We start from the raw sequence: 14113 nt of genomic DNA, 5'->3' as shown, positions 1-14113 counted from the left end.
GGAACTGAACATGAACATTCACCAGTTGCTTTCGGTCAGCCAAAATTCGCCTCAGACGCAGTCTCAAGGCACTTTCGGCCAACAAGACACAGCTAAGGGCGTATTTCATCAAACGCTGTTGCAAGCGTCTGGCGCTCAGCGATTATCAGCGTCTGCTTTCAGTGAAGCTGCTGCTTCTCATACGCCGCGATCGCAAGCTCAGCTAAATGAACTCAGCTCTCTTTTGTCGGATGCATCAGCTGACGATGTAGAAAATTTGAGTGAAGTCCTGCAAACCCTGGGACTGGATGTCAGTGAGCGCGATTTGTCTGAATTATTGGCTCAGTTGCAACAGCCGAGCTCAGAGGTCAGCCTAGAAACGCTAGGTCTAGATGCTGGAGAAGCATTGACTCCCCTTGACGAAATTGCCGGCCGTCTCGCGCTAATGGCATCTTTTACGGAAAGCAGGCCTGAGTTGGCTTCACCCGCTGCCCCAGCCACGCTGGAAGCAATCGCTGAACAGTTAAATATTAGTCAATCGGAAGCGGCACAGCTGGTCGATTCCAAGGGACTCAAGACAATTGCCCAGTATCTAAGTATGGATAAAAGTGGGCCTGGGCAGTCTATCGACCCAGCCGCGCTGGAAGCCATTGCCGATCAGTTAAATATTAATCAAACGGATGCTGCGCAGCCTATCGTCCCAGCAGAGCTGAAGGTCGTCGCTGAGCAGTTAAATATTAGTCAAACGGAAGCAGCACAGCTTGCCTCCGCGCTAAATGCGCTGGCTGGTCAGCTACAAAGTGCCTCCCCCCAATCAGCAGAGTCGACTCAGTTAACCAATGTCCGCTCGCCTGTTGCCGAGCTCCAGGCAGCCCTAAGGCCACAACCTGATACTTTCTTTGCTCAAATGAACACTGGTAATGCAGCTCAGCAGATTAACTCTCCCACTGCAGCCACCCAGATCAGCAGCGAAGCCCTAATGTCCGCTCTATTGACAGGAGACGGGGCTTCGAAAGCAAGCCCAAGCAGTGAGCACTTACTTACTGGATTATCGTTAAATACCGGCAGCAGTCCGTTAGCTACATCGCAATCTACCCAAGGCTTTTCGCCCAATGTCACACCGACAGCGGCCACTTTAGCGACACCTGTCAACAGCCCCGCCTGGCCACAACAGTTGAGCCAGCAGTTAGTACAGATTTCACAGCGTGGTGGCGAACAGCACGTTCAGATGCAATTAAACCCTGCAGAATTAGGGCCGCTGTCTATCTCCCTGAAGTTTGGTGAACAGGGGGCGCAAGCGCACTTTTTGTCCGCCCATGCCCAGGTACGCCAAGTGCTCGAACAAGCGATTCCCCAGCTGAGGGAAGCGCTGCTGAGCAAGGCATTCGCTAGGCGAGACATCGGTTGGCGAACAGCGTGACCCCAACGAGCAGGCTTTTGCTCAATCAGGCGGCAAACAGGTGCCGAGGCTGGGAGCGGCAACGGCGATATAGGCTTGGATGAATCACTTACCCAAAGCACCGAGCGCAGCCCGCTAAGACTGGATGGGCGGGTCGATCTATACGCCTAAGCATTGACAGAGTGCATGACCATTCTAGAACTACGTCGATTAATACGCTCATAAATACGTACGTGAAATAGCTAAACCAAAAGATAGGCTTACAAATAAGCCTGTTCATTTCATCACCAGCATGCGCTTTAGGCATAATACATTGCTAGTGATACGCATGGAGTTCACAGGAATCGCAAATGGCAGAAAAAGCGGCGGGTCAAAAAACTGCTCTGGATAATGATCATCCTGGTCTTGCTGTCGTCAGCAGGCGCAGCGGCAGCTATTTATATGGTAATGGATCAGCGTGATGACGGTTCAGAAGACGCTGAGATGCAGCAAGCGATGGAGCGCGAGCCGCCTATTTTTATGCGTATTGAACCCTTTACCGTCAATCTTGCCGATGACAGTTATGGTTCACGCTTGCTCTATACAGGCGTGACTCTTCGTGTGGGTGATGAAGAGAGTAAACCATTCTAGAAGAGCATATGCCTCAAGTGCGCAGCCGTTTGCTGATGCTGCTATCCGGCAAGCAGGCTGATGAACTTACTTCCCGGAAGGTAAGCAGCAGCTTGCACAAGCGATTGTTGATCGACTCAACGTCCCGCTGACGGAGAATCAGCCGCCACTTGATTTGCGTGAAGTTTTATTCACCGAATTTATTGTGCAATAACCTCGGGAACTGGAGCCGTTCATGTCACAGGACGATCTACTGTCCCAGGAAGAAATAGATGCCCTGCTAAAGGGCGTTAGTGGAGACGATGAGCCATCGGCTTCATCTTCCATGCGTCAGATGAAGCCCGGGTTCGCCCTTACGATCCGTCGACCCAGCATCGCGTTATTCGTGAGCGTTTGCATGCGCTTGATTTTATCAACGAGCGCTTTGCTCGCTACTTCGTACTGGCCTGTTTAACCTACTGCGGCGTAGCGCGGACATTACCGTCGAGTCAGTTCGCTATCAAGCTTTAGCGAGTTCTCACGTAATGTTCCCGTGCCTACCAACCTGAACATTGTGTCGATGAAGCCACTGCGGGGTTCAGCACTCGTCGTATTCCCCCCAATCTCGTTTTTATGGTGGTGGATAACCTTTTCGGTGGTGACGGTCGTTTTGTCACTAAATCGACGGCCGGGAGTTCACTAATACTGAACAGCGTATTATCCAGCGCCTGCTCAATCTCGCTATTGAGGCATACCAAGAGGCCTGGAAAGTCGTTTATCCGCTGGATGTCAGTTTTTACGCTCAGAAGTGCAATCAAAGTTTGCCAACATTACCAACTCACCCAATGAAATTGTGGTGAACACCAAGTTCAACATTGAAGTGGGCAACCTATCTAGCAATTTTCAGATATGCATGCCGTACGCCATGATTGAGCCGCTACGCGACTTACTAGCTAACCCAATTAATGACAGCAATCACGACCAAGACGGCAGTTGGTCACGCCGAATGGCAAGTGAGCTGCGTCAGTCGGAAGTGGAGCTAGTCGCTGAATTTGCTCAGATACCCAGCCGTATCGCCCATGTGATGGGATTGAAAAAAGGCGACGTGCTGCCGTTAGACATTCCAAGTTCAATCACCGCAACGTTGACGGGGTGCCCGTCATGGAGTGCGAGTACGGAAGTCAACGTCAACAGCATGCACTGCGTGTGTTACATATGATTGACCATGCCGCTATGAATAATGCATCGTCCAAGGACTTCATTAAAGGGTCTACGCGACAGAAAGCCAAGGAATCCAAAGCATGACTGATCCCAATAAGCCTGATCAGAACGTCTCTGACGACGATTGGGCGGATGCCATGTCCGAGCAAGAAGAACCCACCTCCAGCGCCGATGCTGCCAGCGAAGAGGAAGATCCTTGGGCAGCCGCAAAATGGCGGAACAAGAAGCTGCTGAAGAGAGCGAAGAAGAGACAGCTGCTGCCCCAGAAGAGCCCAAAGCACCTGCAGCGAAAGCGGCAAGTGAGGATATCTTCCGTCCGTTGAGCCCAGACAGCGGCTCTTCCCAGGCGCGTGAGCTTGAGATGATCATGGATATCCCGGTGAAGCTCACCGTGGAACTCGGCCGTACAAAGCTAACTATTAAGCAGTTACTGGAGTTGGCACAAGGGTCTGTTATTGAGCTTGAAGGACTCGCCGGAGAGCCGATGGATATCTTGATTAACGGCTACTTGATTGCTCAAGGCGAAGTTGTTGTGATCGAAGATAAGTACGGCATTCGGATTACTGAAATCATCACGCCTTCTGAACGTATTCATAAATTGAACCGATGAGCGTTGCAACCTCTTCGGCGCAGAATGGTTCGCTCGATGCACTAGGTAACGGTGGCGAGGCATTGGTAGGGATGGCCGTTTTGGGCAAGACTGCCGCGGCTTTAGCTCTCGTTATTGCGATCATTTTAATCTGTACAGCGCTTTTAAAGCGCTGGAGCAACCATACCACTCGCCATGGCGCCCACCTGCGCATTGTGGGCAGTACGGCTGTGGGAAATCGTGAGCGTATCGTGATTGTTGAAGTAGAAGATACCTGGTTGGTTGTTGGAGTGGGAGGTGGCCGAATTACTAAACTCCACGAGCGCCCGGCCCCTGAAGAGCGCCCGCCAACCGCATCAGCTCCGCCTTCCTCACGCTTTGCGCGTCGTTTATCCAAAGCGCTAGCCGCAGGCCGTCGCGACTCGTCTGCGCCCACCGATCCACATCAGACGCCATGAGGTACCGGATGCACCTTTTTTGGCCCTGTGTTTTGAATAGCAAAACGGCTAAACCGTTCATGATGTGGCTTGTGTTTGCTGTCGCGTGTTTTATAGCCAGCCCTGTGCATGCACAACAGATTCCCGGCATTATTTCTCAGCCGCTTGATGACGGGGGCCAGCAGTGGTCATTGTCGCTGCAAACCCTGCTTTTCCTAAGTTCTCTAGCGTTTTTGCCCTCCATGCTGCTGATGATGACGAGCTTCACTCGTATCATCATTGTGCTTAGCCTGTTGCGGACAGCGATGGGCACCCAGGCAACGCCGCCCAACCAAGTGCTGTTAGGGATAGCGCTGTTTTTAACTTTTTTTATCATGTCACCCGTATTGGCCCAGGTATATGACAACGCCTGGGTGCCGCTGACTAATGAGACGATAAATTTTGAAGAGTTTTTACTGCTGGCTCAGGATCCATTTCGGGAATTTATGCTCGCTCAAACCCGAGAGCCGGATCTGGCACTGTTTGTTCGCCTAGCCGATGTGGGCCCCATGCAAGGCCCGGAAGAACTGCCAATGCGTGTCTTGCTGCCCGCCTTTGTCACCAGTGAACTAAAAACGGCCTTTCAAATCGGCTTTACCATTTTCATTCCGTTTTTGATCATTGACCTCGTGGTGGCCAGCACATTGATGGCATTGGGGATGATGATGGTTCCGCCCATCACTATCTCATTACCTTTTAAACTGATGCTGTTCATTTTAGTGGATGGCTGGCAGCTTATTATTGGCTCGATGGCAGAAAGCTTTTACATGATATAGCGCGTTATACCGCACATTGTTTATACAGCCCACAGGAACCCAGCTATGACACCCGAGATGGTGATGAGCATTGCTTATCAAGGAATGCGAGTAACGCTTCTACTTGCTGGCCCCATGCTGTTGGCGGCGCTATTCACCGGCCTTATCATCAGCTTATTTCAAGCCGCGACTCAGATAAATGAAATGACACTAACCTTTATTCCTAAAATTCTGGCTGTGTTCGCGGTGTTGGTATTAGCAGGCCCATGGCTGATTGGCTTAATTACCGATTTTACTCACCGCCTATTTACTAATATCCCCAGTATGGTGATGTAGCGCTATGGTGGAAGTCACTTTCGCACAGCTGCAAGGGTGGCTAGTGGCTTTTTTATGGCCGTTTGCGCGCATTACAGCTTTCATGGCAGCGTCGCCTCTATGGGGCCACTCCAGCGTTCCCAACCAAGCCAAAGTAGGTTTGGCAGCCTTAATTGCCATTGTCATCGCGCCGATTTTACCAGCTATGCCGGATATAGCTGTAATGTCCTGGGCAGGCGTGGGGATTATGATCGAACAGATTCTAATCGGCTTGGCGATGGGGCGTCATGCATATCATGTTTGCGGTTGTTCAAGCGGCGGGGGATTTTATCGGTCTGCAAATGGGCCTAGCGTTTGCGAGCTTTTTTGATGCTTCGAGTGGTACCAACATTATGGTGCTCTCACGCATTCTCTACATGATCACTCTGCTCATGTTTTTGGCCATGAATGGTCATCTGATGGTGCTTGAAACCTTGATTATGAGCTTCCAAACGCTGCCCATTGGCATTGGGACGTTCAACCCAGATGCGTTTATTTTGTTATCTCGTTATGCGGGCACGATTTTTGCGTCGGGAATGTTATTGGCGCTACCATTGGTGGGATCCTTGCTGACCATCAACCTGGCGCTGGGCATACTGAACCGTTCTGCCCCCCAGCTCACCGTCTTCAATATTGGCTTTCCTACCTCTCTTATCGTGGGGCTAATATTAATGATGGTGCTCATGACCGACATTAACCGCTTTCTACAGCGGTTGTTTACGCAAGGCCTAGAGTTTATGCAGACGTTAATCGAAACGATGGCGCCCTTAAACTAACAAACCCATGCTGTAGGTGAAAGGTTTCACATAAGCATGGGTTAAAGTTTGTTTGAGCAATACGCAAAGTGATCAAGCAATAGCAAAAAGCGGATCTATTACATATAGTTCAACAGCGATAAGCCTTTAATATCCACAAACGTTTTCTGTGCCGCTTGCAAACCCACTTGACGCAAGCTGTATTCAGAAATGGCCTCGGCATAATCAAGGTCTACCAAATCAGATAACGTCTCCGTATAGTTCATCATCCTATTGCCCCTACAACATCCACAACGTCAAGCTCATTAACCCGTGCCCCTACTGAAGCCAGCACCGTTGAAACATTATCTAGCGCATTATCCAAATCACGCATTGAGGTATTCAGGGTATTACGCAGGTCAGCTTTTTTAGCGTCGGTGTCGGCCGGATTTTCCAAAACGCGAATGGCTTCTTCCATGCTACGGAAGAGATTGGGCTCGCGTTGTTCGCCACCTGCTTGCGCGACTAGAATCGAGTCTCCAGCAGCAGGCGTACCTTCTAAATCAATTGACACACCGCCGTAGGTTACTTGCTGAGCAGAGTCGCCCAAATTACCTGTATAACCTTCAGTTTGAACTGCATTCCAGTCAGTGCCATCAAATGTCTCGATGTCGAATGTATCAGCAGGGGTGTTAAAGGTTATACGGAAATCTGTTCCATAATCTGCATCATTAACATCGCGTATCTGCGGCCCGCGAAATGTCACATTGCCACTATTCAGACTGCCGTCATCTTTCTTTGCTTCTGCCACGTAGCCGGCACTGCTAGGTACGCTTTTGAAAATGGTGTCGCCATTGTCCGCGACCTTGACCAACCGCGTAGAGTCGATTCGCTGTTCGCGTACATTAAAGTCCCCTTGATACTGCACGTTACCGCTGGCATCTTTCGTGAAGGGCTGAGCACTGTCTTTATAGCCGCCAAACAGATAGCGCCCGTTACCATCGGTGGCATTGGCCTGACCGATCATCGTTTCATAGATGCCTTTGAGCTCGCTGGCAACGGACTCACGGTCAACGTCACTTAACGTATCGCTAGAGGCCTGAACCAGACGTCCTTTTGCGCTATCAATTGCATCGACAATACTTCTCAAAATGCTATCAGTTTGTGATAGCGAGTTGCGCGCAGAAATGCGTGAATCAGCATATTGCTGAGTAATCGCTTGTGACTGATCCACGCCCACTGCACGCGATGCTGCCTGCGGGTCATCAGAAGGATTAACTACACGCCGACCACTGGCAATCTGCTGGCTGACCTTCGACAGATTGCCCTGCTGACGGTTTAAGGACGCGGTACTCTGCTCAAACATGGTAACAGTACTAATACGCATAATTTATGCTCCTAAATTAGCCACGCAGGTTCAAAATGGTGTCTAAAAGCGACCCCGCCGTATCTATGACACGCGCATTAGCTGCATAGTACTGCTGATATTGAAGGAGATTAGCCAACTCTTCATCCAAGTTGACACCAGACTCTGACTGTTGCACTGCACGGAGCTGATCAGTCAAGCCTTGTCGCGCCTCCAAATTAACCTGCGTGATATTAGTCCGGTTACCCACATCACTGACCATTGATGCGTACGCACCACTTACCGAGGCACGTCCGCCGACAACATCCTTACTTTGCAGATTTTGCAGAGCCAGAGCGTTGCGGTTATCGCCTGAACTAGCATCACTAAGGCTGATATCCAGGCTAGCTGTACTACCTGTCTCAGGAAGTGTATCAAGGGTAAAGCTAAGACCGTCAATAGTGACGATATCACCTTCTGCCAGGGTGTCCGTTCCTGGAGTAAAAGGCTCGCCATTTCGGGTGACGGTTGCCGCTGGAGTAACTGACAAGCCACCGGCATCGTCAACTTCTATCTCATATTCGTCATTGGTGGCAAAAGCACCGCTTGCAGCACTTAGTTGACTGATATCCAAGTCACCTTCACGTTCAACCAAGCTAGCTGCCGCAATCTTATCGAGGTCGGCGATACGCGTATCCATACCGCCAGCAGCGCGACGCACCGGCTGGATTTCAAAACGATCACCGCCTGCGACAGAATTACCGCTGTTAAACGCAACCGTTACGCCGCCAAAGGTGATTTCACCCTCGCCAGCTGCAGCATCCCATTCAGATAGATCAACAAAGTCAGCATCATCAGGATCCGTGCTATCAAGCACGTCACCAGTATCATTACGCGTTACAGTAGGAGTGCCAGACGCATCGAATGAAACGGTGTAATCCGTGGCACGCAGTTTATCGACGGTTGCTGGGTCGAACTCTATCGACGTCAGCAGATTCGGGTCGCTGTTGCTTGTATAACCATAACCCTGAGGAGAGCGGGTCGCGAAGAAGCTTTCCCCTTGGTCACCGTTAAGATCCACTCCCTGTTTGTGCTGCTCATTGAAAGCAGTCGCTAAGGAGACAGCGAGTTGGCCAATTTGGTTTTGGGTTTTATCCAGCGTTTCTGAACGGAAAGCCATTAATCCGCCCAAGGTTCCGCCCGTTATCGTTGATTCATCCAGCTGAACCGAATTACCGCCACCATCAATATAACCCACAACGGTACGCTGAGGATCGTAATCAGCCTGTCTAGCTTCTAGCTTAAAGGTATCCGCCCCTGTCACCAGCGGCTGCCCGTTAGGCAAACTAATATTGTAAGTTTTGCCATCCTGTATATTCAGGCGCAGATCCATGCGCTCATTGAGCTCAGAGACAAGATGATCGCGCTGATTAAGCAGGCTATTGGGTGCTTCTCCCGTACGCGCTCGAGCCAACGCAATTTCTTTATTTAATCCGGCAATTTGCTCAGTAGTGTTATTGATTTGAGTAACTTCATCTTTAATTTGCCCGTTTATGTTGCCCTGCATATCTTGCAGATAGCCGTCAAAAGAACGGAACTGGGCACTCAACGTATTAGCGGTACCGAGTACCCCCTGACGTGCAGCCGGGTCAGATGGAGCACTGGCTAAATCTTCTATTGAGGAGAAGAATTTTTGCATTAACGGAGATAAACCCGCTTCTCGGTCTGCCAGCAGGCTATCGATCTGTGACACTTGCTGATTGTACGTTGATAAAGCACTTGACTGTGTTTTGGCGTTATTTAACTGGCTGGCCACGTAAGTGTTGAACTGCCTTTCAATATCATTGACCTTCACGCCTTTACTGCCAGCGCTACCCTCGCCAAGCATGGTAATCTGGCGGTTGTAGCCAGGCGTTAACATATTGCTGGCATTGTTACTAACAGTATTCAGGGCATTCTGTGCGGCATTGAGGCCGCTTAAGCCGATCGAAAACATGCTCATGGTTCAATTCCTTAGGCCGATACCTATCATTACTTCAATTATCGGCGCTGCACAGAAAAACTTGAGGAAAGGGCTAGCGAGCGTCAGCCAGGAAATTTCCCTCAGCGTTAAGCGGCCCCATGGTATTCATCACTGCGACTAACTTTTCAGCGTAGAGCGGATCAGTTGCATACCCACCTGCCTGCAGCTCACGCGCGGCCTGCTCAGCGGTGGGTGCTTGAACAACCCCAGCATAGCGAGGGTTATTGCCGATTAGGCTGGCATAGTCAGTAAAAGCGTGTTCAAACGAGTCGTAGACACGGAAGGTGTCAACCACCTGCGTTCGCCGCCCATTAATATACTCATGAGTCACAATATCGGTGGTTTCACCCTGCCAATGGCTACCGGCTTTGATACCAAACAGGTTATGACTATTGTTGCCATTGCGAGTCGCAATTTCGTGCCGTCCCCAGCCTGTTTCTAACGCCGCCTGGGCCAAAATGAGTTCAGCAGGAACGCCGGTGGACGCACTGGCCGCTTGAGCGGGTGCCGCTAACGTTTGAATAAACTGATCTACGTGAGCAGAGGCCGTCGTTTGCGCTAGCGGGTTTAGCGCAGATTCATCCACCGCTCTACCCTTCTCGACACCTTGGCGAATGGCCTCTAGCTCGGCTAAGAATCGACCGCTGCCCTGCTCATGCTGGGTTTCAATCGTGTCAGGATTAGCCGCGAATGAATCGTCAAGCACACGCGGGGTGCCGCGGGGAATACCGGCTATCAATGCTTGCAACTCTTGATCCGCATCTGGCCGCGCTTTTGAGATGGCTCCTTGGCGCTCCAGTTGCTCAACAAGCACATCTGCAAGGCCCATTCCACGCGAAGCCATCACCTGTGACCACTGTTGATCCAGCATCGATTGATAGGTATCCGTCGCACTACTGTTCATCAGTCCTGAACTGGGTGTCGCGTCACGCATACTCTTCATCATCATCTGAATAAATAGCGCTTCAAACTGCTGGGCTGCACCACCCACACCAGCCTCAGGATCGACTCGTGCATTGTGTTGGAGCCGCTGAAAGCCGTTCATGTCCAGGGCGAACTGACTGGTCATATCACTCGCGCTCATTAAATGACCTCCAGTTCTGCACGTAGCGATCCCGATGCTTTTAACGCCTCCAGAATCGACATCAAGTCTTGAGGGGTAGCGCCCAACGCATTCAATGCATTGACCACTTCGTTGAGCTGGGCACCCTCTACAATTTGCAGATAAGCCTCTTGCTGCTCAATATCAATATCTGCGTCGGGCACCACAACCGTTTCGCCCTCGCCAAACGGATTCGGCTGGCTAACGCCAAACTGGGTATCAATCATGATAGACAGACTGCCGTGAGCTACGGCTGCTTCACGCAGTGTGACGGCACTGTTCATCACTACCGAACCGGTACGTGAGTTCAGCACAACGCGTGCCGGAGCCTCCGTAGGTGTGACCTGAACGTTTTCAATGCGTGCCATAAAGTTGACCCGCGCATTATCATCAGTAGGACCGTCAAGGGCGATTACTCGGCCATTACGTGCATATGCCACCGACTGGCCAAACTCGTTATTGATCGCCGTTACCATGCGCTGAACGGTGCCAAAATCAGAGTCGTTAAGCTGTAATTCAAGCATGCCACCATTGCCACCTAGGTTAAGCGGCACTTCCTTCTCAACCAGTGCGCCATTGGGAATACGCCCCGATGCCTGCTGATTGATTTGCACACTACTGCCACCCGCTTGGGCGCCAGCGCCGCCCACGAGCATGTTGCCCTGGGCAATAGCATAGGTATCACCATCGGCCCCCTTTAAAGGTGTCATCAACAGCGTGCCGCCGCGCAAGCTACGTGCGTTGGCTATCGACGAAACGACTATATCTAGACGCTGGCCCGGCATTGAGAACGGCGGGAGATCAGCGGTCACCATCACCGCAGCTACGTTGCGCAGTTGCAAGTTCGTGCCTGCAGGCACGGTCACCCCAAGCTGGGACAACATATTAGTCAGGCTTTGGCTGGTAAAGGGCGCCTGGGTCGTTTGGTCGCCAGTACTGTCGAGGCCGACGACCAAGCCATAGCCGACCAGTTGGTTATCTCGAACGCCGGCAAAGCTCGCCAGTTCACGAACGCTTTCCGCCTGAACAGGCATAGCCAGCGCGCACATTAGCGCTAAGGTGGTCAGTTGAATAAGCCCGGCGTTGATGGCTTGCCGACAATTAATCCACACATTTCTTAACCGCATCACGATAACCCGCTGTCCCGCGTTCATTGGTCGACCTGCCATTGAAGGGCCTGCCTGGCGTAGCTCTGTCATTGATGGCTCCCCATAGAGCTAGAACGGCGAGACGTTTAAGAAGAAACGTTGTAGCCAGCCCATGTGCTGCGCTTCATTAATATAGCCGTCACCGACGTACTCAATCCGCGCATCCGCTACCTGAGTGGAAGGAACGGTGTTTTGAGCGGTAATCGTACGTGGGTTAACCACGCCGGAAAAACGAATAAACTCAGTACCTTGATTGATGGCAATTTGCTTCTCGCCACGCACACGTAAATTGCCGTTATTCATTACTTCTAACACCGAAACCGTGATAGTACCGGTAAAGGAGTTATTGGCCTGCGACCCGCCACTACCGGTAAAGTCGTTTTCACCTGAAATATCAAAGCCATATTCTGCAAGCGTATCAAGGACATCAGGCAACTGTGTTAACTCCAGGCTAGCGCTACCGCTACGCCCTGCATTGGATTGCGAATTTTTGCTCGCACTGACCTCCTCATCCAACACAATGGTCAAGATGTCGCCCATGGCGCGCGGCCGACGATCTTCAAAAAGTGGCTGATAACCTTGCCTAGCCTGGTAAATAGAGCCATTGGGGATGGGTGGCGGGCGATCAACAATGCTGATCTGCTCTTGCTCACCCACCACTGAAGCTCTTGGAACTTGAGCGCAGCCGGCTACAACCAATAAAAAAAGCACCAGTCCTACTAGCGCAATACGACGTGACATGTGGTGCAACTCCAGCATAACGCAACCTATAAGTAAGCCCGGTGAGTAACAACCGTTACAGCTGGCTTAAGCGTGCCAACATTTCATCGCTAGTGGACACCGCTTTGCTATTAATTTCATAGGCTCGCTGGGTCTGAATCATATTGACCATCTCTTCAACAACATTGACGTTAGATGTTTCAACATAATTTTGAAACAACCGTCCTGCTCCATTAGCACCCGGAATGTTTTCATTGGGCGCACCAGAAGCTCCCGTCTCCAGGTAGAGGTTACCGCCGATGCTTTGCAAACCTGCTGGATTAATAAAGGAACTGACGGTTATTTGCCCCACCTGATTGTCGACCGCGACACCAGGCTGACTAACGCTCACCGTACCGTCTTCACCGATACTCACTGACAGAGCATTAGCCGGCAAAAAGATAGCGGGCTCAATCGGGTAACCGTTGGCGGTTACCATTTGCCCGTTTTCATTGAGCTGAAAACTACCGTCACGGGTATAACCCGTCGTTCCGTCAGGCATCAAGACTTTAAAAAAGCCTTGGCCATTGATGGCCAGATCGCGGGAGTTGCCGGTTTCCTCCAGCCCACCCTGGGTATGCAGGCGCTCCGTGGCCACAGCACGCACACCGGTACCGATCTGCATGCCTGATGGCAGACGATCCTGAATATTATTCTGAGCGCCGGGTTGACGCATATTTTGATATAGCAGGTCTTCAAACACCGGACGTGAGCGTTTGAAACCATTGGTGCTTACGTTAGCTAGGTTGTTCGAAATCACGTCTAGCTTTGTTTGCTGCGATTCCAAACCGGTTTTAGCGGTCCACAATGACTTAATCATAATTAAACTCCCTTGGCCGACTGATTAGCATCAGTGCTGAATGACCAACATTAACCTTGAATGGACAGGATGCCGTTGGCACGCTGGGCGTTTTCGTCGGCCGTACTCAGCACTTTCATCTGCATATCGTAGCGGCGTGCAACATCGATCATCGAGACCATGGCATCGACAGCACTAACGTTGCTGCCTTCGAGCGCACCGCTTACTAACGTGGCATTTTCGTCGGCGGGCAAGGCACCGGGGACACCTTCTTCGTTAGGGGGCGCGCGAAACAGGCCGTCTTCACCACGGGTTAAATCCCCCTCTTCAGGCGTCACCAGTTTAATGCGGCCTACCTCGACCAACGCTTCGGGTCCAACACCTTCAGGGATGGCACTAATTGTCCCGTCAGCACCAATTGAGACCTGTGCCCCTTGCGGGATGGCGATGGGCCCACCATCGCCCAGCACAGGACGCCCCACACTAAGTAGCACGCCGTCACTATCGATCTGCAGATCGCCACGGCGGGTATAGGTTTCAGTACCGTCATCTGCTTGCACCGCCATCCACGCGTCGTCCTGCATCGCGACATCAAGGGTACGGCCAGTATACTCAACTGGCCCCTGAGAAAAGTCACTGCCCGGCGTGGTGGTTACCGCCGAGGTACGCGTTGCCAGTAAGGCCTCGCCTTGCACAGGCACCGAGCGAGCAGCCTGTAGCTGTCCGCGAAAACCGGTGGTGGTTACATTCGACAGGTTATTACTCACCACTGACTGCTGATCCATGGTGTGCTTAGCACCGCTCATGGCGGTATAGATCATTCGATCCACGGTACTGACTCC

The 14113-nt window shown here is 51.4% G+C and carries 12 protein-coding genes and 5 pseudogenes; 10 read left to right on the top strand and 7 right to left on the bottom strand.

Annotated elements, in window-relative coordinates; genetic code table 11:
- Positions 1-10: 10 nt before the first annotated feature.
- The 10 genes and pseudogenes from FDY98_RS00500 to fliR all read left to right on the top strand — a co-directional run bounded on the left by FDY98_RS00500 (position 11) and on the right by fliR (position 6137).
- Complete coding sequence (locus tag FDY98_RS00500) at positions 11-1399, top strand: flagellar hook-length control protein FliK (RefSeq protein WP_155705654.1); 1389 nt, start codon at positions 11-13, stop codon at positions 1397-1399.
- Between the two features lie 329 nt (positions 1400-1728).
- A pseudogene (gene fliL / locus FDY98_RS00495) lies at positions 1729-2201 on the top strand (flagellar basal body-associated protein FliL).
- Between the two features lie 318 nt (positions 2202-2519).
- The gene (locus FDY98_RS29210) at positions 2520-2669 is read left to right on the top strand and encodes a hypothetical protein (protein WP_442907938.1); all 150 of its coding nucleotides are present in this window, start codon (positions 2520-2522) and stop codon (positions 2667-2669) included.
- A pseudogene (gene fliM / locus FDY98_RS29205) lies at positions 2647-2858 on the top strand (flagellar motor switch protein FliM); the annotation flags it as partial. The gene FDY98_RS29210 and the pseudogene fliM, both read left to right, overlap by 23 nt.
- Before the next feature lie 21 nt (positions 2859-2879).
- On the top strand, positions 2880-3185 hold the full coding sequence (locus tag FDY98_RS29200) for a FliM/FliN family flagellar motor switch protein (RefSeq protein WP_442907952.1): 306 nt from the start codon (positions 2880-2882) through the stop codon (positions 3183-3185).
- 82 nt (positions 3186-3267) lie between these two features.
- Positions 3268-3797 (top strand): annotated as a pseudogene (fliN, locus tag FDY98_RS00485) (flagellar motor switch protein FliN).
- On the top strand, positions 3794-4234 hold the full coding sequence (fliO, locus tag FDY98_RS00480) for a flagellar biosynthetic protein FliO (protein WP_027958746.1): 441 nt from the start codon (positions 3794-3796) through the stop codon (positions 4232-4234). The pseudogene fliN and the gene fliO overlap by 4 nt, the downstream one beginning before the upstream one ends.
- Before the next feature lie 59 nt (positions 4235-4293).
- Entirely contained in the window at positions 4294-5028 is a 735-nt protein-coding gene (gene fliP, locus FDY98_RS00475; protein WP_051052194.1) for a flagellar type III secretion system pore protein FliP, read from the top strand.
- Between the two features lie 45 nt (positions 5029-5073).
- A complete protein-coding gene (gene fliQ, locus FDY98_RS00470) occupies positions 5074-5343 on the top strand; it encodes a flagellar biosynthesis protein FliQ (protein ID WP_027958744.1) in 270 nt (89 codons plus the stop codon).
- Positions 5344-5425: 82 nt separating this feature from the next.
- Positions 5426-6137 (top strand): annotated as a pseudogene (gene fliR / locus FDY98_RS00465) (flagellar biosynthetic protein FliR).
- A gap of 98 nt (positions 6138-6235) precedes the next feature.
- On the opposite strand, the pseudogene flgL reads toward fliR, so the two are convergent.
- The 7 genes and pseudogenes from flgL to FDY98_RS00430 form a co-directional block, all read right to left on the bottom strand.
- Positions 6236-7482, bottom strand: a pseudogene (gene flgL / locus FDY98_RS00460) (flagellar hook-associated protein FlgL).
- A 16-nt stretch (positions 7483-7498) separates the two neighbouring features.
- A complete protein-coding gene (gene flgK / locus FDY98_RS00455; protein WP_027958741.1) occupies positions 7499-9442 on the bottom strand; it encodes a flagellar hook-associated protein FlgK in 1944 nt (647 codons plus the stop codon).
- A gap of 73 nt (positions 9443-9515) precedes the next feature.
- Positions 9516-10547 carry a flagellar assembly peptidoglycan hydrolase FlgJ gene (gene flgJ, locus FDY98_RS00450; RefSeq protein WP_027958740.1) on the bottom strand — a complete coding sequence of 344 codons (1032 nt, stop codon included), beginning with the start codon at positions 10545-10547 and terminating at the stop codon, positions 9516-9518.
- Positions 10547-11614, bottom strand: a complete 1068-nt coding sequence (locus FDY98_RS00445; protein WP_230805444.1) for a flagellar basal body P-ring protein FlgI — start codon at positions 11612-11614, stop codon at positions 10547-10549. Before FDY98_RS00445 ends, flgJ begins: the two co-directional genes overlap by 1 nt.
- Before the next feature lie 168 nt (positions 11615-11782).
- On the bottom strand, positions 11783-12472 hold the full coding sequence (locus tag FDY98_RS00440; protein WP_009288421.1) for a flagellar basal body L-ring protein FlgH: 690 nt from the start codon (positions 12470-12472) through the stop codon (positions 11783-11785).
- 37 nt (positions 12473-12509) lie between these two features.
- On the bottom strand, positions 12510-13292 hold the full coding sequence (flgG, locus tag FDY98_RS00435; protein WP_009288420.1) for a flagellar basal-body rod protein FlgG: 783 nt from the start codon (positions 13290-13292) through the stop codon (positions 12510-12512).
- Positions 13293-13342: 50 nt separating this feature from the next.
- Positions 13343-14101, bottom strand: coding sequence for a flagellar basal body rod protein FlgF (locus tag FDY98_RS00430; RefSeq protein WP_009288419.1), 759 nt, complete (start codon positions 14099-14101; stop codon positions 13343-13345).
- Positions 14102-14113 lie beyond the last annotated feature (12 nt).

Origin of the sequence: Halomonas sp. PA16-9 (genome assembly GCF_009728585.1) — a bacterium.
Classification (GTDB): Bacteria; Pseudomonadota; Gammaproteobacteria; order Pseudomonadales; family Halomonadaceae; genus Vreelandella; species Vreelandella titanicae.
The sequence above is the reverse complement of the archived record's forward strand: the minus strand, read 5'-3'. Positions and strand labels throughout refer to the sequence as shown.